This window comes from Gimesia sp. (genome assembly GCF_048262075.1).
Taxonomy (GTDB): domain Bacteria; phylum Planctomycetota; class Planctomycetia; order Planctomycetales; family Planctomycetaceae; genus Gimesia.
The window spans coordinates 122,392-147,092 of record NZ_JBLXFK010000011.1 but is presented as its reverse complement, the minus strand read 5'-3'; the positions used below and the strand labels follow the sequence as shown (position 1 = coordinate 147,092).

23 protein-coding genes are annotated in these 24,701 nt (G+C 48.1%); 10 read left to right on the top strand and 13 right to left on the bottom strand.

The genetic code is table 11. The annotated features are described in order from the left end of the window. Positions 1–142 precede the first annotated feature (142 nt). The 10 genes from ACN0YH_RS20285 to ACN0YH_RS20240 all read left to right on the top strand — a co-directional run bounded on the left by ACN0YH_RS20285 (position 143) and on the right by ACN0YH_RS20240 (position 9,174). Positions 143–655 (top strand): MarR family winged helix-turn-helix transcriptional regulator, encoded by a 513-nt coding sequence (locus ACN0YH_RS20285; protein WP_417381409.1) that lies wholly within the window; start codon positions 143–145, stop codon positions 653–655. A gap of 498 nt (positions 656–1,153) precedes the next feature. Further along, a complete protein-coding gene (gene ectA / locus ACN0YH_RS20280; RefSeq protein WP_417381408.1) occupies positions 1,154–1,687 on the top strand; it encodes a diaminobutyrate acetyltransferase in 534 nt (177 codons plus the stop codon). Further along, positions 1,684–2,976, top strand: coding sequence for a diaminobutyrate--2-oxoglutarate transaminase (gene ectB / locus ACN0YH_RS20275; protein WP_417381407.1), 1,293 nt, complete (start codon positions 1,684–1,686; stop codon positions 2,974–2,976). Before ectA ends, ectB begins: the two co-directional genes overlap by 4 nt. 67 nt (positions 2,977–3,043) lie before the next feature. Next, positions 3,044–3,439 carry an ectoine synthase gene (locus ACN0YH_RS20270; protein ID WP_417381406.1) on the top strand — a complete coding sequence of 132 codons (396 nt, stop codon included), beginning with the start codon at positions 3,044–3,046 and terminating at the stop codon, positions 3,437–3,439. A gap of 175 nt (positions 3,440–3,614) precedes the next feature. Continuing rightward, entirely contained in the window at positions 3,615–4,145 is a 531-nt protein-coding gene (locus tag ACN0YH_RS20265; RefSeq protein WP_417381405.1) for a TRAP transporter small permease, read from the top strand. 56 nt (positions 4,146–4,201) lie between these two features. After that, on the top strand, positions 4,202–5,464 hold the full coding sequence (locus ACN0YH_RS20260) for a TRAP transporter large permease (RefSeq protein ID WP_417381484.1): 1,263 nt from the start codon (positions 4,202–4,204) through the stop codon (positions 5,462–5,464). A 17-nt stretch (positions 5,465–5,481) separates the two neighbouring features. Beyond that, complete coding sequence (gene dctP, locus ACN0YH_RS20255) at positions 5,482–6,552, top strand: TRAP transporter substrate-binding protein DctP (protein WP_417381404.1); 1,071 nt, start codon at positions 5,482–5,484, stop codon at positions 6,550–6,552. A 489-nt stretch (positions 6,553–7,041) separates the two neighbouring features. Beyond that, complete coding sequence (locus ACN0YH_RS20250; protein WP_417381403.1) at positions 7,042–8,016, top strand: DUF1559 domain-containing protein; 975 nt, start codon at positions 7,042–7,044, stop codon at positions 8,014–8,016. A gap of 71 nt (positions 8,017–8,087) precedes the next feature. Then, the gene (locus ACN0YH_RS20245; protein ID WP_417381402.1) at positions 8,088–8,579 is read left to right on the top strand and encodes a hypothetical protein; all 492 of its coding nucleotides are present in this window, start codon (positions 8,088–8,090) and stop codon (positions 8,577–8,579) included. A 172-nt stretch (positions 8,580–8,751) separates the two neighbouring features. Then, entirely contained in the window at positions 8,752–9,174 is a 423-nt protein-coding gene (locus ACN0YH_RS20240) for a hypothetical protein (protein WP_417381401.1), read from the top strand. A gap of 13 nt (positions 9,175–9,187) precedes the next feature. Here ACN0YH_RS20240 and ACN0YH_RS20235 read toward each other — a convergent pair whose 3' ends face one another. The 13 genes from ACN0YH_RS20235 to ACN0YH_RS20175 all read right to left on the bottom strand — a co-directional run bounded on the left by ACN0YH_RS20235 (position 9,188) and on the right by ACN0YH_RS20175 (position 24,140). Beyond that, positions 9,188–9,676 carry a hypothetical protein gene (locus ACN0YH_RS20235; RefSeq protein WP_417381400.1) on the bottom strand — a complete coding sequence of 163 codons (489 nt, stop codon included), beginning with the start codon at positions 9,674–9,676 and terminating at the stop codon, positions 9,188–9,190. A gap of 124 nt (positions 9,677–9,800) precedes the next feature. After that, positions 9,801–10,472, bottom strand: coding sequence for a hypothetical protein (locus tag ACN0YH_RS20230; RefSeq protein WP_417381399.1), 672 nt, complete (start codon positions 10,470–10,472; stop codon positions 9,801–9,803). A gap of 174 nt (positions 10,473–10,646) precedes the next feature. After that, positions 10,647–11,192, bottom strand: a complete 546-nt coding sequence (locus ACN0YH_RS20225) for an RNA 2'-phosphotransferase (protein WP_417381398.1) — start codon at positions 11,190–11,192, stop codon at positions 10,647–10,649. 49 nt (positions 11,193–11,241) lie between these two features. Then, positions 11,242–11,841 (bottom strand): bifunctional nicotinamidase/pyrazinamidase, encoded by a 600-nt coding sequence (pncA, locus tag ACN0YH_RS20220; protein WP_417381397.1) that lies wholly within the window; start codon positions 11,839–11,841, stop codon positions 11,242–11,244. Between the two features lie 13 nt (positions 11,842–11,854). Then, positions 11,855–12,544 (bottom strand): NUDIX hydrolase, encoded by a 690-nt coding sequence (locus ACN0YH_RS20215; RefSeq protein ID WP_417381396.1) that lies wholly within the window; start codon positions 12,542–12,544, stop codon positions 11,855–11,857. Between the two features lie 10 nt (positions 12,545–12,554). Next, positions 12,555–14,555, bottom strand: coding sequence for an NAD(+) synthase (nadE, locus tag ACN0YH_RS20210; protein ID WP_417381395.1), 2,001 nt, complete (start codon positions 14,553–14,555; stop codon positions 12,555–12,557). A 44-nt stretch (positions 14,556–14,599) separates the two neighbouring features. Beyond that, positions 14,600–16,075, bottom strand: a complete 1,476-nt coding sequence (locus ACN0YH_RS20205) for a nicotinate phosphoribosyltransferase (protein ID WP_417381394.1) — start codon at positions 16,073–16,075, stop codon at positions 14,600–14,602. An 867-nt stretch (positions 16,076–16,942) separates the two neighbouring features. After that, positions 16,943–17,608 carry a class I SAM-dependent methyltransferase gene (locus tag ACN0YH_RS20200; RefSeq protein WP_417381393.1) on the bottom strand — a complete coding sequence of 222 codons (666 nt, stop codon included), beginning with the start codon at positions 17,606–17,608 and terminating at the stop codon, positions 16,943–16,945. A 170-nt stretch (positions 17,609–17,778) separates the two neighbouring features. After that, positions 17,779–18,819: an NAD-dependent epimerase/dehydratase family protein gene (locus ACN0YH_RS20195; RefSeq protein ID WP_417381483.1), complete on the bottom strand. Its 1,041-nt coding sequence runs from the start codon at positions 18,817–18,819 to the stop codon at positions 17,779–17,781. Positions 18,820–18,983: 164 nt separating this feature from the next. After that, complete coding sequence (locus ACN0YH_RS20190; protein WP_417381392.1) at positions 18,984–19,853, bottom strand: glycosyltransferase family 2 protein; 870 nt, start codon at positions 19,851–19,853, stop codon at positions 18,984–18,986. Between the two features lie 94 nt (positions 19,854–19,947). After that, positions 19,948–21,018, bottom strand: a complete 1,071-nt coding sequence (locus tag ACN0YH_RS20185; protein WP_417381391.1) for an NAD-dependent epimerase/dehydratase family protein — start codon at positions 21,016–21,018, stop codon at positions 19,948–19,950. A 609-nt stretch (positions 21,019–21,627) separates the two neighbouring features. Further along, positions 21,628–22,554 (bottom strand): glycosyltransferase family 2 protein, encoded by a 927-nt coding sequence (locus ACN0YH_RS20180; protein WP_417381390.1) that lies wholly within the window; start codon positions 22,552–22,554, stop codon positions 21,628–21,630. A 44-nt stretch (positions 22,555–22,598) separates the two neighbouring features. Continuing rightward, complete coding sequence (locus ACN0YH_RS20175) at positions 22,599–24,140, bottom strand: hypothetical protein (RefSeq protein ID WP_417381389.1); 1,542 nt, start codon at positions 24,138–24,140, stop codon at positions 22,599–22,601. Between the last annotated feature and the right edge of the window lie 561 nt (positions 24,141–24,701).

Genomic DNA, 24,701 nt, shown 5'->3' with positions numbered 1-24,701 from the left:
CTCTCAGCGGCGAAGTCCCTCTACCATCTGCTTTGAGCCATGTATTGTTCAAGAGGTTGAAAATAATTGCTTTGTATGCATAATATTTGGCTGGGATCGCCTGCGCTTTGTTTTTCCAGCTGCAACTTACATCGAGAACCTTATGTCACCTCTCAGTCTTGAGGACCAAGTCATCGTCGCATTGCGACGCATTACGCGCGCGATTGATTTACACTCCCGGGGGTTGATGCACGATATCGGCCTGACTGCTCCCCAGTTAGCCTCGCTCCAGACGATCGCCCGGATGCAGCCGATTACGGTAGGTGCGCTGGCAAAATCAATCCATCTCAGCCAGGCAACATTGACCGGGATCCTGAGTCGCCTGGAATCCCGAAATCTGGTCTCACGTGGTCGCAGGGGACAGGACAAGCGGACGGTGGTCGTCGAATTGACCGAAGCGGGTCAGGCGATGCTAACAAATGCCCCCTCTCTATTACAGGACCGCTTCCGCCGCGAACTCCTCATGCTTCAGGAATGGGAACAGACCCAGATGCTTTCTACCCTGCAACGCATTGCATCGATGATGGACGCTGAAGATATTGATGCTTCTCCCGTCCTGTCTGCAGGAGAAGTTTCGACCCCGGCAGAACACGATTCTCGCTTCCTGAACGAATAAAACAGCTTCCATACCTGCTCCTCATCCCGAAAAGAGTAGAACGCGGGTAAAAAAACCGTAAATACGACAATACATCCGAACAGATCCGCTCTCCCTCTGCATTCGTACCAGGAGAAAGTTCATATCAACCTGTATATGTAACCTGATTGCCCTCTGCGACCTGATAGATCGCCGGATCGCAATCATCAGATCACGGTAAACCTCATACTATTTTCACCGGCAATTAAAAAACAGAGGGTTGACACCCAATATTCCATTGTGTACAAAGTATTGCACACTAAGCATTTTTAGCTACAAACACGGTACAGAAAGTGATTCGCATTTACCCAAGCTCCTTATCTGTATCAACATAACGCTGCTAAAACAGTTATGTTGCACGAACGACTGCTTTGATAACGATACAAATTCATCGCATCCTCAAAATTCGACTTTATTTTGTAGTCTAATCTTTTTCATACACTAGAGCTGATTGCTCAGAAGCCCGTAAAACAAAGCCAAATGGATAAGGCCACACAATTGATTTTTCGCGAGCCCACTCTGGAAGACGGTCTCGCTATCACTGACCTGGTGAAGAACTGCCCCCCCCTGGACGTGAATTCCAATTACGTCTCCCTGCTGCTTTGCCGCGACTTTCACGATACGTGTGTTCTCGCAGAGCATGATTCTCGTATCGTAGGTTTTCTCTCAGCTTATTGCCCCCCTCATCGAGAAAACACCATCTTTATCTGGCAGGCAGCCGTCGACAGCAGCATGCGTGGCTGCGGAGTCGCTTCCCGCATGCTGGATGCCCTGCTTTCACGAGACGCCATGTCTCACATCAACTATCTGGAAACGACGATTACGCCTTCCAACCAATCGTCACAAAAACTGTTTCGCTCTCTGGCGAAGCGGCTTAAAACTGAGTGCCGAACGTGCAGTGGATTTTCTTCGGATCTGTTTGGTGAAGCTGAAGAACACGAAACCGAAGAACTATATCAGCTAGGTCCATTCACACTCAAACCTTCATATGGAGAGAAAACACAAGTATTATGAATATATTCAACCGACTTGAATCTAATGTCCGGGGATACTGCCGCTCGTTCCCGACAACTTTCACGAAAGCCCAGAATGCGACTTTAAGTGATGAAGCAGGAAACGAATACATCGACTTCCTCGCCGGAGCCGGTACATTAAACTATGGGCATAACAACCCGATCTTCAAAGAGAAGCTGCTGGAATTCCTGGAACGCGATGGCCTGCTGCATGGTCTCGACATGCACACTGACGCCAAACAACGATTTCTGGAAGTATTTGAAAAACATATTCTTTCTCCGCTCGAATTTGATTACAAAGTCCAGTTCACCGGCCCTACCGGTACCAATGCGGTCGAAGCGGCACTTAAGCTGGCTCGCAAAGTAACCGGACGTACCAACGTCGTTTCCTTCACCAATGGTTTTCACGGCGTCAGCCTCGGTTCTGTCGCTGCGACAGGGAATAGTCATTTTCGTGATGCCGCAGGCACTCCTTTAAACAATGTCACTTTTATGCCTTATTACGGCTACCTGGGTGACAACATTGACACGCTGGAATATTTTGAAGCACTGCTGAAAGACAACAGCAGCGGTCTGGATTTACCGGCAGCTGTCATTGTGGAAACAGTTCAGGGTGAAGGAGGCGTCAATGTTGCCAGTGCAGAATGGCTGCAACAGCTTGAAACTCTCTGCCAGGAACATGGCATGCTGCTGATTATTGATGATATTCAGGTGGGCTGTGGCCGAACCGGCAGTTTCTTCAGCTTTGAAGAAGCGGGCATCGTTCCTGATATCGTCACACTTTCCAAGTCATTGAGTGCTTATGGCTTACCTATGTCGCTGGTTCTGATGCGATCGGAACTCGACCAGTGGGAACCGGGTGAGCATAACGGTACGTTCCGCGGAAATAACCTGGCGTTTGTCTCCGCAGCGGCAGCGATTGAAACGTACTGGAGCGATTACCGTCTGACGCGCGAAGTAAAGCGTAAAGGGACACTGATTGAAAGTCGACTCCAGGCAATTGCCGACACGACTTCTGAATTGGATATGGAAGTACGTGGCCGCGGTATGATCTGGGGCCTTGCCTGTCAGGAATACCCACAGTTGCCAGATATGATCAGTGCCGAAGCATTTAAACACGGTCTGATTATTGAAACGAGCGGTACGGACAGCCATGTATTGAAAATTCTGGCGCCTCTGACGATTGATGATGACCTGCTGCTGGAAGGCCTGGATATCGTTGCCGACTGTTTTAAAATTGTTCTCAACGATGAAAAAGTAATTAAGCAACTGGGCCTGGTCTCGAATTGAGGCCGCCTGCTTTCAGATATTATTTAGACAACGTAGACTAATAATTTGTAGACAGAAGAGTGAGATCATGATTGTAACACAACTGGAAGATATTCTTGGAACAGACCGGGATGTCCATGCAGAAACCTGGAACAGTCGCCGCTTATTACTGGCGGGTCAAAAAATGGGTTTTTCACTGCACGACACTTTGATTCATCCTGAAACAGAAACGGAAATCTGGTACCAGAATCACCTGGAAGCGGTGTACTGTATTGAGGGGGAAGGCGAAATCGAACTGATTCCCGACGGTCCCACCTATCCCATCCAACCGGGAATGATGTACGCCCTGAATGAAAATGACCGCCACCTGTTGCGGGCAAAAACACAGTTGCGGATGATCTGCGTCTTTAACCCACCGGTGACGGGTCAGGAAGTGCATGATGAAAACGGCGTCTATCCGGCTGCCACTGCAACCGATGCCTGACCTGTCTGCTGTAACCAGGATTTTAAACCACGACCTGAATTTATCGCCCCACATGAATTCAGCAATACAATGAAACCCAGAGAGTTCATTTGATGGCGTTAAAACAAATCCGCATTCCCAGTCAACCTGCAGGCGACTGCTTTGATCATATAATGAATCTCAGAAAGAGACGCTGATGAACCGCCTCTTTCAGTTGATTCAGAAAATCGAAGCCTTTCTGCTCGCCTGGTCGATTATCGCGATTGCAGCCCTTTCGATCGGGAATGTATTCTGCCGCGCTGTGCTTGGCTTCAGCGTCTCCTTTACCGGGGAACTGTCCCAGTTCCTGATCATCATCGTCACCTTTGTGGGTTTGAGTTACGCTGCCAGTCGCGGCCGCCACATTCGTATGACAGCGTTCTACGATCAGTTAAACCAGCGCTGGCGTAAGATTCTGATGATTGCTATCAGCGGGCTCACCTCACTTCTCATGTTAGTCCTTGCCTGGTACGCATTCGAATATATTTTCACGGTCCGCTTTCTCGAAACCGTCTCTCCTGTCCTGCAGGTTCCCCTGTATCTGGTTTATCTATTTGTCCCGTTGGGCCTGCTGTTGACCGCCATTCAGTATGGCTTAACCGTGATGCGGAACCTGACTTCCCCGGATGTCTATATCTCGTATACCCAGAAGGACGAATATGAGACCACGGTGGTAGGGGAACTCTGAAATGATCAAGGCACCGGGGAGATAACGGCGTGGAAGCATTACTCATTCTGGGAATCATGCTGGTACTGTTAATGCTGGGCTTTCCGATGAAGGTACCCCTCATCGTGGCAGCGTTGACCGTTCTGCTGGTTTTTCATCCAGATGTGACTCCTGCCGTTCTGATTCAGCAGATGATCGGGGGGATTAAACCAGCCGCGTTGATCGCGGTTCCCATGTTTATTTTTGCCGCGGATATTATGACGCGCGGAAACTCGGCCAATCGTTTACTGGACCTGGTGACTGCCTTCGTAGGTCACCTGCGCGGCGGGCTACCAATCGCCAGCGCCATCAGCTGCACCCTGTTTGGTGCCATGTCCGGATCAACACAGGCAACCGTCGTTGCGATAGGTGGTCCACTCCGTCCACAATTGCTGAAAGCCGGTTACTCCGACTCCTTCACGACCGCTCTGATTATTAATGCCAGTGACATCGCCCTGTTAATCCCCCCTAGTATCGGCATGATTGTATATGGGGTTGTCTCAGGCACATCCATTGGGGAGATGTTCATTGCCGGAATCGGCCCTGGCCTGCTCGTACTGCTGATGTTTTGCGTTTACTGCTGGTTCGCTTCCATTCGAATGCAGATTCCCCGGCAACCCAAAGCGGATCACACAACGCGCCGCACCGCAATTCAGCGTGCCATACTGCCTTTGGGATTCCCGCTGATCATCATTGGGGGTATCTATTCCGGAATCTTCAGCCCGACGGAAGCAGCGGCCATATCTGTACTTTATGCTGGCATTTTAGAGATCGCCTGTTTTCGTGATCTTTCTTTGAAAGACATCCCCGATATTGCACTTTCAACCGGACTGGTTACTGCCGTCGTCTTCATTCTGGTAGGAGCAGGTGCTGGCTTCAGCTGGGTGATTTCCTTCGCCCAACTGCCTGATGCACTCATTAATAACTGGCTGGGACTCACTCCCGATTCCGGTTACTGGACGATCATGTTGACTATTGCAGTCGCCTATTTCATCGGCTGTATGTTCGTTGATCCGATCGTGGTCATCCTGATCCTGACTCCGATATTTCACCCTGTTGCCGCTGCCGCCGGGATTGATCCTGTGCTGGTTGGAATTGTGGTGACTCTGCAGGTCGCGATTGGCTCGGCCACTCCGCCGTTCGGCTGTGATATCTTCACGGCAATTGCGGTTTTCCGACGCCCTTATCTGGAAGTCATTCGGGGGACGCCCCCCTTCATTGCTATTCTGCTGCTGGCGGGCGTCTTACTGATCGCCTTCCCTGCCATTTCCCTCTTCCTACGCGATCTGGCCTTTCACTGATCAGACAGGTATCGACGATGAACAGCACACATTATTTCAAAATGTTTCAGTTCGTGGGACTGCTAATCTGTCTGATTCTCCCTTCTGCCTGTGAGTCTAAAGGTGCCGCATCGACAAAAGAGCCAGTCATTCAGTGGCGATTTGCGATTGAAGAAACCATCGGCAGCGTCCAGCATCAATACGCCATCAAGTTCAAGGAACTGATTGAAAAACGGTCTGCAGGCAAAATTGAAGTAACGATTTATCCCTACGGAACACTGGGAACTTCTGACCAGATTACCGAACTCGTCGACATGGGAGTGATCCAGTTTGCGATGGCTTCACCGGGACATCTGGGGAAACTGATTCCGGAGGTTCAGGTCTTTCTGCTCCACTTTCTGTTTTCCGATGATGACGAAATCAATAACAAAGTGCTCAACGAAGATCCGAAGTTGCAACAGACTTTCGATGAACTCTACGCCCGCAAAGATCTGAAGCTACTCTCGATCTTTTCTGAAGGCTGGCAGGTCTGGACAACCAAAAAAGACATCAAGACACCCGATGATTTTCAGGGCGTCAAAATGCGGGTCATGACGACGCCCCTGTTACTGGCCGCCTATGAAGCCTATGGTGCCAGTCCGACTCCCCTGCCTTACTCCGAAGTCTATTCTGCCCTTCAACTGAATATGATTGACGGTCAGGAAAACCCGGTCTTTGCAATTCAGGAAATGAACTTTTATGAAGTGACCGACTGGATGATTTTCGCACGACACGCCCCCTTCATCACAACGGCAGTCACCAATCGTGAGTTTTTTCATTCTCTCTCACCAGAAAGACAGAAACTGGTTTTAGGTGTCGTTACCGATTTGAATGGCTACATCCTCGACGTTCAAAAGAAGTTTAATCGTGAGCGGCTCGACCTGATTCGGAAAAACAGACCTGAACTGAACATTGTCGACCAACTCACTCCAGAAGCCCGCGCCGCATTTCGCGAGGCCAGTCAGCCCGTCCGTGAACAGTTCATTGAGATGACAGGCGAAGATGGTCGCAAACTGCTGGATGAAATCAAAAGGACGATCAAAGATTTTGAAGACAAACAGACTCGATAAACTTGATCAGTTCTTTCAACTTTCTAAATTCGGACACCTCATCTTTTCGCAAAGAGTTTGCTGCATCTTCCCGGTCACACTTCTGTCTCTGCAGCAGCTAAAATCTGTCGATTTCCTGGCGTTGATTCGCAGTCAGATAGATACCGCCAAGCTGTAGCAGGACAACCTGATACCTATGGCATCTGACTGAATCGTGGTCGCTATACCGGATTGCCATCCTGCTTTGATCTACATTTAAACTTGTTTTGAAGGTTCAAATCGGCGAGATCAGCCCTGGCCTAAACAGGTACATTGGTCTACACGATTCGGCTCTTCTTACTCTCATTTCGTATCCTCAATTCTGCAAACAATTTCCAGCTTTCGCATAAGAAATCCCCACCCTGTTCATTAACTACACTTACTTAACATTATATAATAAATATCTTAAATATTTAATTTGGAGACTCGCTCATTCATCCTTCCTGATTCCCTACCTGAGGAGAGAACACCATGTTGATCCAACACAAAAACCGCAAGGGATTTACTCTGATCGAACTGCTGGTCGTAATAGCCATTATTGCGATTCTGATCGCATTGCTATTACCAGCAGTCCAACAGGCGCGTGAAGCGGCTCGTCGTTCTGACTGTCGCAACAAAATGAAACAGCTGGGACTGGCTTTACACAACTATCTGGAAACGCACAGTGTCCTCCCCCCCAGTTCCATTGCTAAAGGACTCTGTTCCACCGGAGTTGCCGCCAGCAACACGTTAAATGGTAATGGGCTGGTTCTGCTGCTCCCGTATTTAGATCAAAGTGCCTTGTATAATCAACTCAATTTCAGCCTGGCGTTCGATGATTACGGTGCGGGAAGTGCACCTCTCCCCGGTGGTGGTTCGACTTCCAACGCGGATCTGGTGAACCGGAGAATGGCGATCTTTAACTGCCCTTCCGATCCCGGTCCACAGGGAATCCCGGCCAGCAGCAGTTACATGCTCCCCGGCGGTTCGAATGAGCATCGCACCAACTACGACTTTATTGTTTATCGATTAACCTACAATAACTGTCATGGCTGGACATCACGGGCAGCAAGTCAGCGCACCATGTTTGAAGATGGCAGCAAATGCCGTCCCCGCGATGTCACCGATGGCATGTCGAATACTGCAATGATGGCAGAGACCCGTCAGGCCTGTTGCGGAAATGGTGCCAACGCCAACTGGGGCGGAAGAGGTTATACGCAAATTGGTCTGAGTCTGAGTGGTGTCACACCGAACCGGACCACGCGAAACAGTTCCAGCTATCCCGGTGGATCAAAAGACTTTGCTCCCTGGCTGGGCGACTGGAATACCACAGGCAGTCTGCATGTCGGCGGACTTCATGTTTTACTGGGTGATGGTGCAGTACGATTTATGGGAGACAATACGGATTACTCAATTCGACTGAATCTGGACCGCATTGCAGACGGTAATGTGGTTGGAGAATGGTAAGCTGAAACCTATTTCAACATTCTCTTCCCTCTCTGCTCATTATTTTAAATAAATTCTTGAAAGCATTTAAAATGAAACATCTACTGCAAGTAACCATTGCTATTTTTCTGGCTCCCATTTTATTCACTGCTTCCGGATGTGGTTCGACATCTGCAGAACCAGAATTTGTATCCAAGCTGGTTCCTGTGACTGGCAAGGTCACCTTAGACGGAGAACCATTGTCTGGTGTCATGATTAATTACCTTCCCGCGGAAGGCCAGCCGGGGGGAGAGATTGCCTTCGGCCTGACCGATGAAACAGGTACGTATACCCTGCAGACTCAACTGGCTGGACAATCACCCGAAGATTCACAGGGAGCCCTTCCCGGAAATTACCGCATCTACATTCATAAACTGGTACTCCCAGATGGATCAGCGGTACCGGAAGGACTGTCTGATGCGGAAGCCGAAGAAAAGGGAGCAAAACAACTGCTTTCTGACCAATACTCAAGCCCCACAACCAGTAAACTCACGGCGGTCGTCGGTTCAGGATCTACGACAAACGACCTCACCTTGAAGAAATAAGTAGCTTCGAGGTAGCAGCTCTAATCTGTATTCCATCAATCCCTCTGCTCTTAATCTGGGCAGAGGGATTTTTATATAAAGGACTGGAAAGTACTGAACCTTTCCGGTAAAAAGGTCCTCACATAAGTATGAAAAGTAGCTCGTTCCCAACATTATGCTTGAGGTTTAATTCATGACGATATCGGTGCAGTGTGAGGAATGTTTTCAAAGCTATCAGGTCAAAGATGAACGCGCAGGACAGACTCTGAAATGCAAATCCTGCGGCAGCAAAATGCGTGTGCCTGCAGTGGAAGAGGAACTGGAAGACCTGTCCGCCGATTATGGTGAGCCGATCGCACAGCCTCGGAAGAAAAAAGCGGTCAAAGCAAAAAAGAAAAAGTCATCCCCCAGAAAATCGCTCAACATCTCGGCAGGAGGCATCGTCAAAAAAACCTTTGGCGTACTGTCGATGGTAGTTGGCGTATTTATGTTAGGTTTAGCCTTTTATATGTTTTTTGCCGGAGATGCTCCCGATGGGACGCGGGGACGACCCGTTGCAGGACTGCTTATGGCATCGGTATTTATGAGTGTCGGCAAAAAATGGATGTTTGATTGACTGATCCAGGTGGTTAATGTGCTTCAGCATTCAGACCTAATTCTTCCACGCGACCATTCACGAACGCAGCCAGGTTCTCGGCATCATCGGTGCCGATTCGCAAAGTGCCATGTTTCATTTGCAGTGTGACACAATCGCGGCCCCAGAGATTCCAGACCCAGCCGCCACGCGGGCTCAGATGGATTCCCCAGCCTTCCATGAAAGTGGTCCGATCCACGTCGGCACGGAGGACCTCTTCGTACAATACGCTGCGTTGAAACAGGGGGAGCGGGCCAAACGAAATCCGCAGGCGATCGATTTCATCGGCCACCGTCAGATGATGAAAGCCTGTCGCCAGGATTAACATCACCAGCCCCACCAGCACGAAGATCAAACTCAGAGTTGACTGGGGTGGTACCGTCCGCACAATCCAGGCAATCACAAAAAACGCAACTGCCAGCCCATACAAAATCAGACAGAGCGGTGCCCGTTGACGGTGATAATACAGTGAGAGGGTGGTCATACTTCGTTCCCAATTTCATGAAATAACTGAACAGCACTATTATATTCATTACCGCTGAATTTCGATATCCCCCACAACAGGACCGGGATCACCAGTGCCAAAAAGGGGCAGTCGCTTCCTGCTTTCATTGCTCATTCAGCTTTCGTTCCCGGCGTTTGCCTGATCTTTTGCAAAAGACGGACAGAAGTATCAAGACCGCCGACATAAAGAGAATCGCTTTCACGCCTCCATAAGAGGTCTCCTGCCCCAGCACTTCTTCCAGACTTTTCATCCAGTAATACAGGGGAATCGAGAGTGGTAAAATGAGAAACGCCATCCAGAACGTGGTACGAGCAAGCTCTTTTGAAGTACTGATGTCTTCACGTTCCCTGATTAGTTTCTGCTCCGCATAGTATTCATGTGCTGCTTCTTCAGAAGACAGAGTCCCTGCAATAATGATCTGCCTGCAGTGCAGACACATTCCCGTCGTTAACAGGTGCTCCTTCCGCTGTACGTTCAATGGTTTGAAACAGAGCGGGCACTTCAACCAGGGATTCCTGCTCAACCTGATGAGATACCAGACAAAGAGAATCACCGGTAACAGATACAGCGCCATAAAGATTGCGATCTGAACAGGACTCATGCATTTATCGGTGGGAGTCCCACTGTACTTGATCCAGATCCAGAACAATGCCAATTCGAAAAGCCATGAACTGAAGAGCAGACAAATTGCCCCCTTCGACTTCTTTTCCTCGTCCCATGAAGCCTGTTCGAAGTTGGCTCTGAATTCCTGCAGTTCAGCGGCTGAGTTTTTCACGTCTGATTTCTTTCCTACAGAATTGGATGCTTTGTAGGAGAAGAAACGTGTCCCATGCTCTGAAGGATTAAGAGATATTCTGGTTTTTGCGGCATCCAGAAACATTTCGCCCAGGCAAGAAATCAGTTTATTCTGTTGCCCGGTCGGGACTTACACCTCAGGGCCGACGGCCCTTTAAGGAAAGTCGATGTACACAACGGGTACGCTGTCTGTCAGCCAGACCTGGTTTGGCGTGACAAAGAACTTGCAGCCTGCCTGATGCATTTCCCGCGCCCGGATTTTCATCAATACCGGTTTGCCGCGTCGGCGGCCGACGGCGATGCTGGTCTGCTCGTCCACGTGCAGATGCACATGATGGCGATTCATTTTTTTGAGTCCTTCCCGGGAAATGGGTTCGATGAATTTCTCGGGGGTGCCATGAAACAGGATCTCGGGGGGAACCGCTGTGGTATATCCCAGATCGACGGAAATCGAATGCCCCTGGTTGGCACGAATGCGAGTACCTTCTGCGTTGAAGGAAAACCGCTGTTTGTCATTGGACTGCACGACGGTGTTGAGTGTCGCACGCGACATGCCTTTTCCCTGCAGTGACATCGCTGCCAGTAATACATTAACATCGACCCAGCCTGACTCGTCCAGTGTGATCCCCACCGTCTCCGGCTGGTGCCTGAGAATCAGACTCAGGAATTTGCTTTTCTTTTTTAATTCTTGTTCGTTCATTTTTTCTTTTTTGTTCTTTGGATTTCAGATCCGTTGTTTCTAATTTGATTCATTCAATTATTTTCACACCCGCGTTCTGCATTTCCCGGTAGGCGCGATCCACATCCCCAGGCGAAAGATTGACGCCTCGACATGCATGCTGGATTAGTCTGGTTTCGAAGCCAAGTTTCACAGCATCCAGCGCCGTCCATTTCACACAGTAATCAGCCGCCAGGCCCAGTACTGTCACCGATTTCACCTGCTGCTCTTGCAAATACTCTCCCAGACCAGTCGACTTCTGATGACCGTTATCATAAAAGCCGCTGTAACTATCGACCAGACGGTCTGTCCCCTTGGTAAAGATCCTGTCGATCTGGTCTTGATTCAGATTCGCATGAAATTCCGCGCCACGCGTGCCCTGCACACAATGATCGGGCCAGAGGATCTGTTCCAGGCCCGCCAGTTCAACCTGCTCTCCGATCTTTCGATCGGGATGCTGGCTGGCAAAACTCTGATGATCGGTCGGATGCCAGTCCTGGGTCGCGACGATCAGATCGAAATCAGACATCAACTGATTGGCGATCGGCACCACCTGGTCTCCCTCGGGAACCGCCAGCGAACCGCCGGGCATAAAATCATATTGCAAATCAACCAGTATTAAAGCATTCATTGTTCCTGCTTTCTCAGACCTCGAAATGAAAACCCTGTTTTGTCAGGCGTTTGTATTTGCGATGATCGAATTTGTAGAGTCGGGCAGCTCGATGAGCCACGTCTGTCTCCACTTCATCGAGTTCAATCAGAATTCCCATACTGAGAATTTTTTTGCGGAAGTTGCGTTTGTCCAACTGACGATCCAGAATGACTTCATACAGATGCTGAATCTGCCGCAGCGTGAATTTAGGGGGCAGGAGTTCAAATCCGATCGGCTGATAGCGGACTTTGCCGCGCAGGCGTTCGTAGGCCATTTCTAAAATCTTCGGATGGTCAAATGCGAGCGCGGGCACATCATCCAAGGCGAACCAGGCGGCATTCCGGGCGTCTGTCGCTGCCTGAACACGGTGATCGGCAAGATTGACCAATGCATAATAGGCAACTGTGACGACTCGTTCACGTGGGTCACGATCCACATCCCCAATCGTATAGAGCTGTTCCAGGTAGACGTTTTCGATGCCCGTCTCTTCCTGTAGTTCCCGGCGGGCGGCTTCTTCCAGTGATTCTTCCAGCCGAACAAAGCCTCCCGGCAAAGCCCAGTCCCCTTCAAACGGTGGCAGATCGCGCTGAATCAACAACACCTGCAGATCTTCATCGTCGAGGCCAAACACGACACAGTCAACCGTCAATGCTGCTCGTGGATATTCATAGCTAAATTTCATTGTCAATCCTTCAGTTTGTACTTTCCTCGTCAACAAGTGCGCGGAGCTCTTCAAGTTCACGCTGATAGCTGCCTGAGAGAATCGGGAAACGACACCAGGTTTTGGGGTCCAGGTTCTCATCGTCCAGATGAAAGGAAGGAGCATACCGCTCACGCTTCCATTGATTTCGTGACCAGAGTTGAAAGAAGCGAATGATCCAGGCAGATACTTGCGTAGATTGATAGGCTGGAAACCGAACCTGAGCCAATCGATATAGATCAACGGGGCCATGTTTATCCCTGATGGCAGCCCGCTCAATCCAGTCCAGCAGCTTATAAGGCATCAGGTCAGTTTCGTCTGTCTGGTGAGAAGCCTGAGGACGCAGTTCGGCGGTCGGCTCCTGTTGATTCACCAATTGCAGAACCGGAAGATTTCCGGTTCCCGGCGGCCCTGATTTCTCCATCCAGAGTAGCCACTGCCTTAAGAATGCTTTATCAATTCCGGAAATGGGAGAGAGACCGCCACACGTATCGCCGTCCATCGTAGTATAACCGACTGCGGCTTCGGAACGGTTGCTGGTCGCCAGCAGAAGCGCATTCCGTATATTTGCGATCATCCAGACTCCCGGCGCACGCACTCGCGCCTGGATATTCTGCAGCGCGATATCGTCGGAATTCCAGTTCAATTCCCGCCCCAGGGCGTTTGAGACAAGCTCTACATAACCCTCGACGATCGCATCGACATCCAGTTTGCGATAGTCCGCGCCAATTGCTGCTGCCAGCTTTGCTGCCGACTGTTCTGTAGTTTCGGAACTGTTGCGTGTTGACTGATAGACGCAGGTCAGAAGTCGGGCCACCAGGTCTGCTGCTGTTTTCTGTTGTGAGAGCTCTGGAATATGGGACAGCTTCGACTGAAATGTTTGAAGACCCAGTTCAGCCACCCCCAGGTTCACCAGTAACCAGACCAGCGTCGCCACGGCAGAGGAATCGGCTCCGCCACTCAGAGAAATCACAAAACCTTGTGCACGACTTTTGCGCAGATAATCAAACAAGCCCAAGGCGACTGCCCGGGAAAACTCTTCTGATTTGATAGCCTTCGAATCCTCCCAGGTTTCTGCTGACCGGGTGCCGAACTGGGGATCAATCTTCGGAAAACGGAACAGTGCGACGATTCGGCTTTCGCTCTGCCCGAGTTGATCTGGCTGAAAACTCATCAGGCGGGCACGATTCATGCGTGTTAAGTCGATATCGATTACGGCAGAAGTCACCACGACATCTTGAAATGAAAGCCGGGGGCCTTCTGCCAGCAGAGAACCATTACTGGCAATCAATGCCGCTCCATCATAAATGATGCGACCGGCTTCGTTGCCCAGTAAATTGGAATAGATGTAGCTGACCCCATAGGCCCGTGAACTTTCCAGGACGAGCCGACGGCGAATTTCCTGCTTGTCAAAAGCGAAGTGGCTGGCGCTGGGATTCAGAATCAGATCGACGGCCGCCTGGGACAGATCCCGTCCGGGACGCCGGGCGGCCCAGGCATCTTCACAGATTTCAAATCCGATCCGAATTCCTCCACAATCAAAAATCAGATTTCCGAGTGGGTAAGATTGACCTTCGATTTCCACCTGGCTCACATGCGGTGAATTCCAGGCCTTGAACCAGCGTGGTTCGTAATGGATTCCGTCTCCCGCCAGATGATTTTTAGCCACAAAGCCCTGTATCTGTTGATTGGCAATCAGGCAGGCACAGTTATATAGCCCGCCACCATGGAACAGGGGAAGTCCCACCGAAACGATGATCCCTTCCGTCAAGGGAAGTATTTCCTGCAATGCGTGCAGAGCTCTCCGTTGAACATCGGGTGAAAAGAAAGCATCTTCACAACCATAGCCGGTAATACATAATTCAGGTAGACAGATCAGACTGGCTCCCTGATCGCGCGCTGTGGATATGGCTGCCTGAATATTCTCCGTATTACCTGCCCAGTCTAATGGCGTCTGGTTAAGTGCAACGGCAGCGACCTGAATCAGTTGCATGACCGCTTATCTCCCTTTATTGACTTTGATATTTCACAATTCTGTCACATCGGATGGGGATGTCGAGCTCTGAGAATTTCGGCTGTTTTAAAATCATGCAGCTCCTGCTCGAGTCCCACGGGGTATTGATGGGGAGCCGTATGGCGGCGAATACTGGTATGGAACTGTGTCAATTGCTGCTGGACACGCTGCCGAATCTCACCGAGTGCTTCACATTCCCTCACAACCTGTCCCGCCCTGACGATAGGGATCAGCAGATCTTCTGCTCTCAAATCACGACTCAGCAGACGACGTCGTGTCGGATCCAGGGGATCCACCACAATATCACTGACAGGCTGCGGGTTTAATTCATCATAGATCATATCTGCAATCGCACCTTCTGAATTAAAGAAGCGGCGCACCTGCAGTATGCCGGGCGTGGATGTTTTGATAGCCTGTTCAGAGAGCTTAAGTTTGCGTTCCCAGTCCCCGGTTTCACTCTGAATCGCCCCGAGTTTGTAAACGCCTCCCAGCGCCGGCTGATCGTAAGCGGTCACCAGTTTTGTCCCCACGCCCCATACAGCAATCGTTGCTCCCTGGGTTTTGAGACTGGTAATGATCCCTTCATCCAGATCATTGCTGGCCACAATGGCAACCTTTGTTAACCCGGCATCATCGAGTAACTGCCGCGCTTCGATGCTCAGATAAGCCAAATCTCCCGAGTCCAGCCGAATCCCTACCATCTCATGTCCAGCTTCCCGTAACTGGAGCCCAACACGAATTGCATTACGAACACCATCTAATGTGTCATAGGTATCTACCAGGAAGACACAATTATTGGGCATCGCCTCCGCATACTCTTCAAATGCAGCCAGCTCATCATTGAACGACATGACCCAACTGTGAGCGTGTGTGCCTTTGACGGGAATCGAAAACAGCTTTCCCGCCAGCACATTTGACGTGGCGGCACATCCCCCCAGATAGGCAGCGCGACTGGCGGCCAGTCCGCCATCGATGCCCTGCGCGCGTCTCAGGCCGAACTCCAACACCGGGTCAGATCCGGCTGCGGCACAGATACGGGCGGACTTGGTGGCAATCAGCGACTGGTAATTGACCAGATTCAGGAGCGCCGTTTCCAGTAACTGACACTGTAGAATGGGCCCTTTCACCCGCACCAGTGGTTCATGAGGAAAGACGACTGTGCCTTCCGGCACTGCATCGAGATCGCAGCAGAGTTCGAGGCGGGTCAGGTAAGTTAAAAACTCAGCAGAAAAGAGAGGCGCGCCATCATTGCCCTCTAGACTGGCTAGATAATCAACGTCACAGTCCGTGAATCGAAACTGATTCAGGTAGTTGATCACATACTCCAGCCCGGCCGCAATCGTAAATCCTCCCTGAAAGGGATTTTTACGAAAGAACAGATGAAAAACCGCTTCCTGTTCTGAACGACCTGATTTCCAGTACCCCTGCGCCATCGTCAGCTGATACAGATCTGTCAGCAGAGCCAGAGGTGTCTGATAGATTTGTGATAATTTTGACATATCTTTTCTCCTCGTTAGTGTATTATCGACACTATCTAGGAGAAAATCAAGCAGCCTTTGATGATTTATTATTGTTTTTGACACGGCAGTTGAACGTTTCGCTCAAACAATGCTGGCGAAAAGCCCTGATTACCAGATAGCAAGTGTCAATGGAATCCGACTGCAGTCTGGCTTGTGAGGGGTACACAACGCTCGCGGCGATGCAGCCCGTCAGACAGGAATGGTACCCGCCGGGCGAATATTCTGCAGATTCCTGAATGCAGCATTCAAATTACTAACCGGTTCTGAGACGATTTTGGGAGCGCCCCACAGACAGCAGACCCCGTCTTTATTTTCGATAGGATCAGAATAGCTTGAGAGTTGAATGCTGATTTATTTGCCTACGTATGGATTTAAGTCAAGATGCATACGATTCATTTTGACATCCGCCTGATAGAAAGACTCATGCGAATCGAGTACTTTTCCCTGCTCTAATAATTCGATTTCAAATAGCGCCCGTCATGAGAAGGCAATCCGACGACTTCCACATGAAACGTCAGGCTAGACTTAAACGCATCACTCTGCATTACAGATACTTCATCGATGCTGACAGATACCTGAAGAAACATCTTCGCCAGGCAAGCGAACCAGCACAATCGAATAATACTATCCCGTATCTTGCGATTTCTGAATTTGAATCGCAATTATTTTGATAAATGGTCCAGCAAAACTAACTCACCTGAATCGATCAGAATCGGCAGTCAACCAGAGCCATACCTATTAGAACTTCTATTATGAATGACACTACGCTTCATTCATCTTGGTAACGAGAGATTACTCGATATTCCTGGGATAGTTCATACTTCAGGTCCTCAATTATAGAATCTACTATTTCTTTCGACCTATCACTAAAAATTGTTTGCCACCAAATCGCCATAGAAACTCAAATCTCAAATACAATCGCAAAAGAAATAATGGGGGAGTTTTTCCCTGCGACATTGAGTAAGGTAAGAATCGACCAACACTCAGCTCAACATCGAATCCTTCCAATCGGAGCAATTCTTCCACTGCAAGTTCAGTGAGTGGCACATAATGATCGTAGAAGTCCCAGTAGGATCCATTCAAGTATTTGATATTCGGGCCCAGACAAATCAAATATCCTCCAGGAGCCAGGCACTCATAAGCATGAGAAATAGTCTGTGTCACACCAGCCTTATCGGGTAGATGTTCCAGAAAATTACTCGTAAAAACTACATCCAGAGATCCAGGTTCCAAATCCCACTCATCCGAACAGTCCTGATGTAAAAAACGAATACCGGGAGATAGTCGCCATTCAGTATCAGGATTAAGATCCATTGCATACTTCTCGCTGACATTCACGTTATTAATAAATTCACACCAACCTGCTCCAAGGTCAAGCACCCGAGCATCAGGTGAAATGTATTTCGAGAAGAATTCAGTACATAGTAATTTCCAGACTGCATTACGATACTCACCGAGTGTTCCGAATCGTAATTGATATTCTTTTTGAAGTAGTTCAGGAGTAATGCTCATGTAAATATATCCCAATTCTGCCCATGGGTGGAAGAAGACTAAGTTAATGTTAGTATCGCAAAAAGGAAATCATATATTTTTTTCCATTTTAGATTCTTGTACATAATATCGGTGAGCGGTTGAAATACCCCCTGAGAACATGGTATATGACCACCCATCGGGAATCACTTTCACGCGCGCTGCTTCCAGGATTGAACCACTTCTGAAAAAATGTCATCGAGTGATTTTGTGATTCCCCATTCCGGATAATCACTTTTCATGTGATCCAGATTAGAATAATAGCAGATATGATCGCCGGACCGATTTTCGTCGGAATATTTCCAGCGCATTTCTTTTCCAGTCAATTCACTGACACGATTAAATGCATCCAGGATGGACAGGCTGTTCTGTTTTCCACCACCAATATTGTATACGGCTGCAGATCGAGGCTTTTCAATGAATTGTTCAATAAAGCGGATCACATCCAGCGAATGGATGTTATCCCGCACCTGCTTGCCCTTGTATCCAAATACAGTATATTCCCGTTCCTGCAGATTACAGTTTACGAGAAAACTGAGGAAGCCGTGCAGTTCTACTCCGGAGTGATTCGGGCCCGTCAGGCAGCCCCCCCGCAGACAACAGGTAGGCATGTCAAAATAGCGGCCATATTCCTGAACCATCACGTCGGCTGCTACTTTTGATGCTCCAAAAATAGAGTGTTTTGATGCGTCAATTCGCATTGATTCATCAATTCCATTTGCGAATGCAGGATCATCGTATTCCCAGCGGGTTTCTAATTCTTTCAGTTTGATTTCGTTAGGAGCGTCGCCATAAACCTTGTTGGTACTCATTGTGATAAAGGGACTTTCCAGACTGTGAAGGCGATTTGCCTCCAGCAGGTTAATCGTCCCGACCGCATTGACGGAAAAGTCGGTTAAAGGGAAATCTCTCGCTTTATCGTGAGAAGGCTGGGCTGCACAATGTACGGTGGCATCGAACTTTTCTGTTTGATACAGATCCATAATGCTGTCAACATTGCGAATGTCGAGATTTAAGTGGCGGAAATTTTTAGTTCCGTCCTGCAAACGTTTTAATGACCAGCTGGTATCACCCGCCTGCCCAAAAAATTCAGCGCGCATGTTGTTGTCAACGCCAACAACTTCCCATCCTCGCTGGTCAAAATAAGTAACGGCCTCTGATCCAATCAGGCCACTTGATCCTGTTACTAACATTTTTTTTGTCAAGGTTCTACTTTCTTTTATTCTAATCAGTCTTATCTGCTTCCTGCTTTACACAATGAAGCTAGAGAATGAATCCCATTCTTTTTCACCAAAAGGATGCCTGCCTCATAGATTGCCTCACTTTCATCATCTCCGAGAACTTCGGTTGAAAGTCATTAGGCCGCCTTCCTGATTTTGTCATTTCTTTCAATTTTCTCAAGACGAGAAGCGACTTCCTGAACTTCTCCTTCCAGATTGAACAGTCGATAATTCAGAATTTCTTCGTTCTTTAGAACTGTTCTTTTTGAGGCAAGTTTCTCAGCAATAACATCATCCAGAATCAAGATACGTTCTGCAAATATCTTAATAAAGGTACTGAGATAACGCCTTCCCATTTCAGTCAAACGCAGATTGGAGACTCCCCATGTTCGTCCCGACCACTTAATGGGCACCTGTGCAATTGTGTAATTTCTAACGAGCGCGGACAGAGACATCTCAACTGTAATATTAAAGTGGCTTGCACAATACGGTCCGCAGGCTTCAATCACTTCGCGACGATAACCTTTGAAAGCATTGGTCAAGTCATTGTATTTACACCAGAACAACCACTTCAGTGAATAATTGACGATCCTGTTGACGACATATTTAACGCGAGGATAATCCTCAACCTTACTGCCTTCAATGAATCGTGATCCAAAGACACAGTCATAACCCTCTTCCAGTTTTCTGTAGTAGGCCACAACGTCATCAGGATGATCGGACAGGTCTGCCATATAGACCACAATGTAATCTCCGCGTGCTGCACTCAGCCCCGTACGAATCGCGCGTCCGAAGCCATTCGGCGGCGAACAGTTGATATAGCGCACCCGTGCGTCATCTGCGGACAGTTCCTGCAGTACCGCTTCAGTTCGGTCCTTACTGTTATCATTGGCGACAACTATTTCGAATGAAATCTCATTCCTGTCCAACTCACTGACTAATGCGTGAATTGTCGCGCCAATGTTTTTTTCTTCGTTATAAGCTGGAATTACAACCGACAGCAACATAATGAAACCTCTTGAAAAAACGGACTATTCACTTATGCGTAAAGATTACTGGTGATACGAGATACAGCAGAAGATTTAATCTGAGTGCCACTGGTTAACCCAATATTTTCTGCAGGCCTGGAGGACTTTGATCTATCCAGTTATAGATCGATTCAACCGTATCCTTCATTTTGCGTTGAGGCTTCCAGCTAAAATCCTGATTGACGCGAGAGTTATCAGTTAAATAAATACGGAGATCGACAGAAGATGTTTCTTCCTTTTTTGAGAGGGGGACTGATCGTCCCGTAATTTCCTGGCATAGTTTTGTCAATTCGAGTAGTGAAGTCGAAGCTTCGCGCCCACCGCCAACATTGTAAGGTTTGGCATTCCACAGCTCTTTGTGCTGGAGCTGCTTTAACAGTAGATCTGTGAAATCGTCAATGTGCAAGACATCACGAACCTGCTTCCCTGTACCACCAAAGCCTTTGTAACAAAGTGGCTTTTCAAAATAATGTCGTGCCACCCATAGCGAAACGACTCCCTGATCGACCTTGCCCATTTGCCACGGCCCGGCAAGTACACCACACCGATTGACCATGACAGGCATGTTGTGCAGGTAATGATATTCCTGGAGTAAATACTCGCTGGCCAGCTTGGTAGCCCCATATAAGGATCGTGCCCCTGGTAGTGGAAAAGACTCCGTCACCCCTTGGGAACTGACGCCTGGAACCGCCTGGTCGTCTAACCATTCGTAACGGGTCTCCCGTTCTTCCCAGGCTAAGCTTTCCAGTGTCTCAATGGGATAGATTCGACTGGTGCTCAATAACATGAGCGCCGCGTTATGCTTTCTGGCTGCTTCCAGGCAATGGGCAGTAGAAACCAGATTATTTTCGATGAGTGGCCAACCGCTGCCGGTTGTTCCCTGATGCACGGAAGGTTCTGCAGAACAGTCAATCAGAAGATCAAAGGCAGGTAAAGATTCCCAGTCACTGGGCAGTCTCACATCCCCGTGGATAAATTCCACTCCTAAATCTTTAAAACGTTCCAGGTTCAGTTCACTGCCACGCCGACGCAAGTTATCAAATGCGATAATGCGTGAATCCGTCTGTTGATGCAGGGCATGAATGATGCTGGAGCCAACAAAGCCGGCACCACCAGTCACAACGATAGTTTTGTGTTCGATCATAATTCAGAATTTAAATCGTTTTAATACAGCCATAAACCGCTAGATTTTCCAGAAACAGCAATTGTTTCTCAGAAGCAGTTTTGAGCTCAAAGGAAAACTGATTTGGATAACAGACATCTGTTTAACAGATCTCATTCATTTCATTTGAGTCAGGATATTACTGATATTAATAAAATCATAAAAGACCAATTCTGGTCTCATATTTAGGCATATTCTGGCTCAGGCTACTTTGATTGAAAAATATTTCTGTATTCAAGCGAACAACACAATATCTTTCTCACTTCGCGCATAAATCCAGCTGTTGGTTCACTGAATCACTTTAGTCCATGTAGGATTTTCAGATTTATAGAGCGAGACAGAATACTTGTTTTTGTCCCTACTTCGAATCACCCGGGCACCAAAAGCCAAACAACTGAGCGATTTAGAGTAAAATGAAGATTTTTATATTTCTAATGTCTTACTTCCAGAGGGAATACCTGACAAGGAAATATTGAATATTGAATCTCTTCACGGCCTGATTTAGAAATGCAAAATAGACTCTACTGCTCCGATTCGACCAGCCATAAAAAGATACTTTTAATGTCTGATACGAACCTAACCGACAGCGATTCATGTCCGGGCATATTTTATCCATCTTAAAAATTGTCGTATTGAGAAGTAGCAGGCGAGCAAACCGAATCGAAGCCAGACTCCAAACGCGATCAGCCACATCAGTACTCCCGGATACTGATGGCGAAAATACTTTCTGTAAAAGCGCAGCATCCCTTTGTGTTTGTACCATTCCACAAACACGCGCCGCGAACGGCTACAAGCTCCCTGAAAATGAGATATTTTAGCATCGGGAACAAACATCACGTTCCATCCCTGCTGACGAAAACTCATACACCAGTCTAAATCTTCGCAGTGTAGAAAGTAATTCTCATCCAGTCCGCCCACTTGTTCGTAGACTTTTCGAGGAACCAGCATGCAGGCTCCAGAAATGGCTTCCACTTCAATCGGCTGATCTGGCAAAGGCTGTTGATGCAAATTAAAGTCAGAAAAAAGGCCGGGGTAACGTTTCGAGAGAAAAGACAATCGGAAGACACGGACGAGGGTTCGCCAGGGAGTGGGAACTGTGCGTCGCCCGCCGACCTGCTCTGAACCATCACTGTTCAATATCTGCCCCCCCACCATTCCGGCTTTGGGATTATCGTTTAAGCAATCAATCATGATTGTGATCGCATTATCATGCAACTTACAGTCGGGATTCAGATACAGCAGATACTCTCCCCCTGCGAGACGCGCCCCCTGATTACAGGCCACTGCAAAACCAAGGTTCTCCTGATTTTGAACGAATTGAATGCGGGGGTCATCAGGAAAGCGGGAGTTCAACTCTGCAAGACTGTTGTCAGACGAAGCGTTATCAACGATCACGACCTCTGTATGTGAGTTGGTCTCAAAAATCGAACCAACGCACAGGGCCAATTTCTCACCCGAGTTATAGTTGACGATAATGACTGAGACCAAAATGCCCTCGCTGTTTACTTCTCCCATCATTTTGTACCACAAGTTCTAAATAAAGTGATCAATGATTTCTGGTTTTATGGAATTAACAGGACAGACCATTGCCCCCAGGATTTTCCCTGGTCAGATACGACTACCTTGACTTTTTCCTGAGCATTCAGATCAAATCTGATATTAGACCAGCGATGCGTACTTTCAGGGATTTCAAACTGTGTTAATAACTTCCCATCGGAATCGAATACTTGAATTTTCTGTGCCGTAGAATCTGGTCCGGTCATGTAAGTGATATTGATGGGTTCGTGATCAGGTTCAAATTCAATCTCAACCTTTCCTTCGAACTCATCACCCTGACTTCCGGATGTTAAAACCTGGTTTGGATCATCCACCTTCACATGCGGCGGCAGCTTTCCTTCGGTCCAATCCGAATTCAGAATTTTAAACTTTGAAGGTGGTTTGCCATCCCAGTCTGAGATACCTGCGATGAGTGTATTCTCTGCCAGTTCGATCGGTTTTCCAGGCACAGGTAGTATTCCGGAATCGGTTAGCGCAAAAGCATAAATGGGGCCCTTGATACTGGACTTGTCCACGTAAGCGCGCCAGCCCGTATTGGTGGGGTGGCCTTCTATCGCCGCTGTGACATCGGGGCGTGGTTCGCCACTTATTCCCAACCCCACAACCTGATGACTGCTGTCTGTCAGAACAATATATTCAGGAACCGATTTTGTTTGAGGGTCCCAGACCCAGCCTTTGACTCGATACGCAATTGTAGAACCTGATTGAAAAGGCCTCACACTTTCCATATTGCCCATGCAGTTTTTTTTTGAAATGGAATCAGTCGAAAGCTTCTCGTGGTCGTATTGGAACCAGTCAGTACCAAAGACTGATAGCTGTTTATCCAGTGATTGATCTACAATGTCCAATAAGACCTCTTTAAAGGGATACACCTGCCGGGCATAGCTTTCATCATAGTGATGACGGGCCAACCCAAAGGCCGCCAGTTTTCTAGTGAAGGCCGTCCCGGAGAAATCTTCAAACGCTTTTAGTTGTGGCGGCAGTAATAGCAGGGGAACGCAGATCAAAGCCACTTTCATCGCCTGGAAGAAGAATTTGGGAACAGTGATCTGGTTTACAAAACCAATGATAATAAATGTGATCCACCCCATTAATGCAGGTGTAGTATAGCGACTTTCCATGGCGGCCTGGGGACCGAAATTGATCCTGCCTGTGGCTGTCGCAAGAGCTGTCCCGAAGATGAACAGGAGGAAAGTAAATAATGTCAGATTCACACTGTCAAGATTGCGTTTCTTTATAATGAAATACAAGTAGCTGCCGGCTCCCGACATCAACAAAACACCAGCGGCTGTCACGCAATGGATATTTTTTAACGCTGAATTAAAGGGCGAACCTAAAAACGTAAACATGAACTGTATTACCAGAAACGGGTGCTGTAACAGACTGTCTACCGAAGAGGCGTGCCCCGAAGGTTTTTGGTAATTGTTAAAATAAACTGCAAATATTCCCAGGGCTACTACCATGATCGCCAGTAGAGACCGCTTTGAAGTGCGGAGAAATAAAGCCTGAACGAACAGGAGAGGGAAGACTAAAAGTCCGTTTGCCATCGAAAATGCCGCACAGCAGGCAGAGAGCAGAGAACAAACCAGGTAAAACACTTTCTTCTCAGTGGAATACTGACCCAGGTTCCAGAATGATAATAGTGAGAACATATAAACGAATAAGAACTGGCTCTGAAATGCCCAGGTAAAATTGTTATTCTGGACCCATGAGTAAAGCAGACAAATCAGAAAAAGGTGAATGGCATATTTATAGGGGTCCGATTTCATTCTCTTTGAAATAATCGATGAGAAAACACACGCGGTTCCCAACTGGATCAGTAAGTTGACACACAGAAGAAAAGCCCCAGTACCGTTGAAAAACCTGATATCAATCCAGAACATAATGCGGGACATAAAGATTCTGTGTTCATTATGCTGCTGTAACCAGGCGGAATGATCGTGATTCAAGATCTGTAAATAGAACCGTAAATATCCGTCCCACATATCCCAGAAAGGAACCGGGGAGAAATGCGTAGAGACTCCCCAAAGAGTTGTCATGAAAATGAATAATCCAACAACTGATATATAGAAGTTTATTATTTTTGATTGTTCTTTTAAAAACATAGT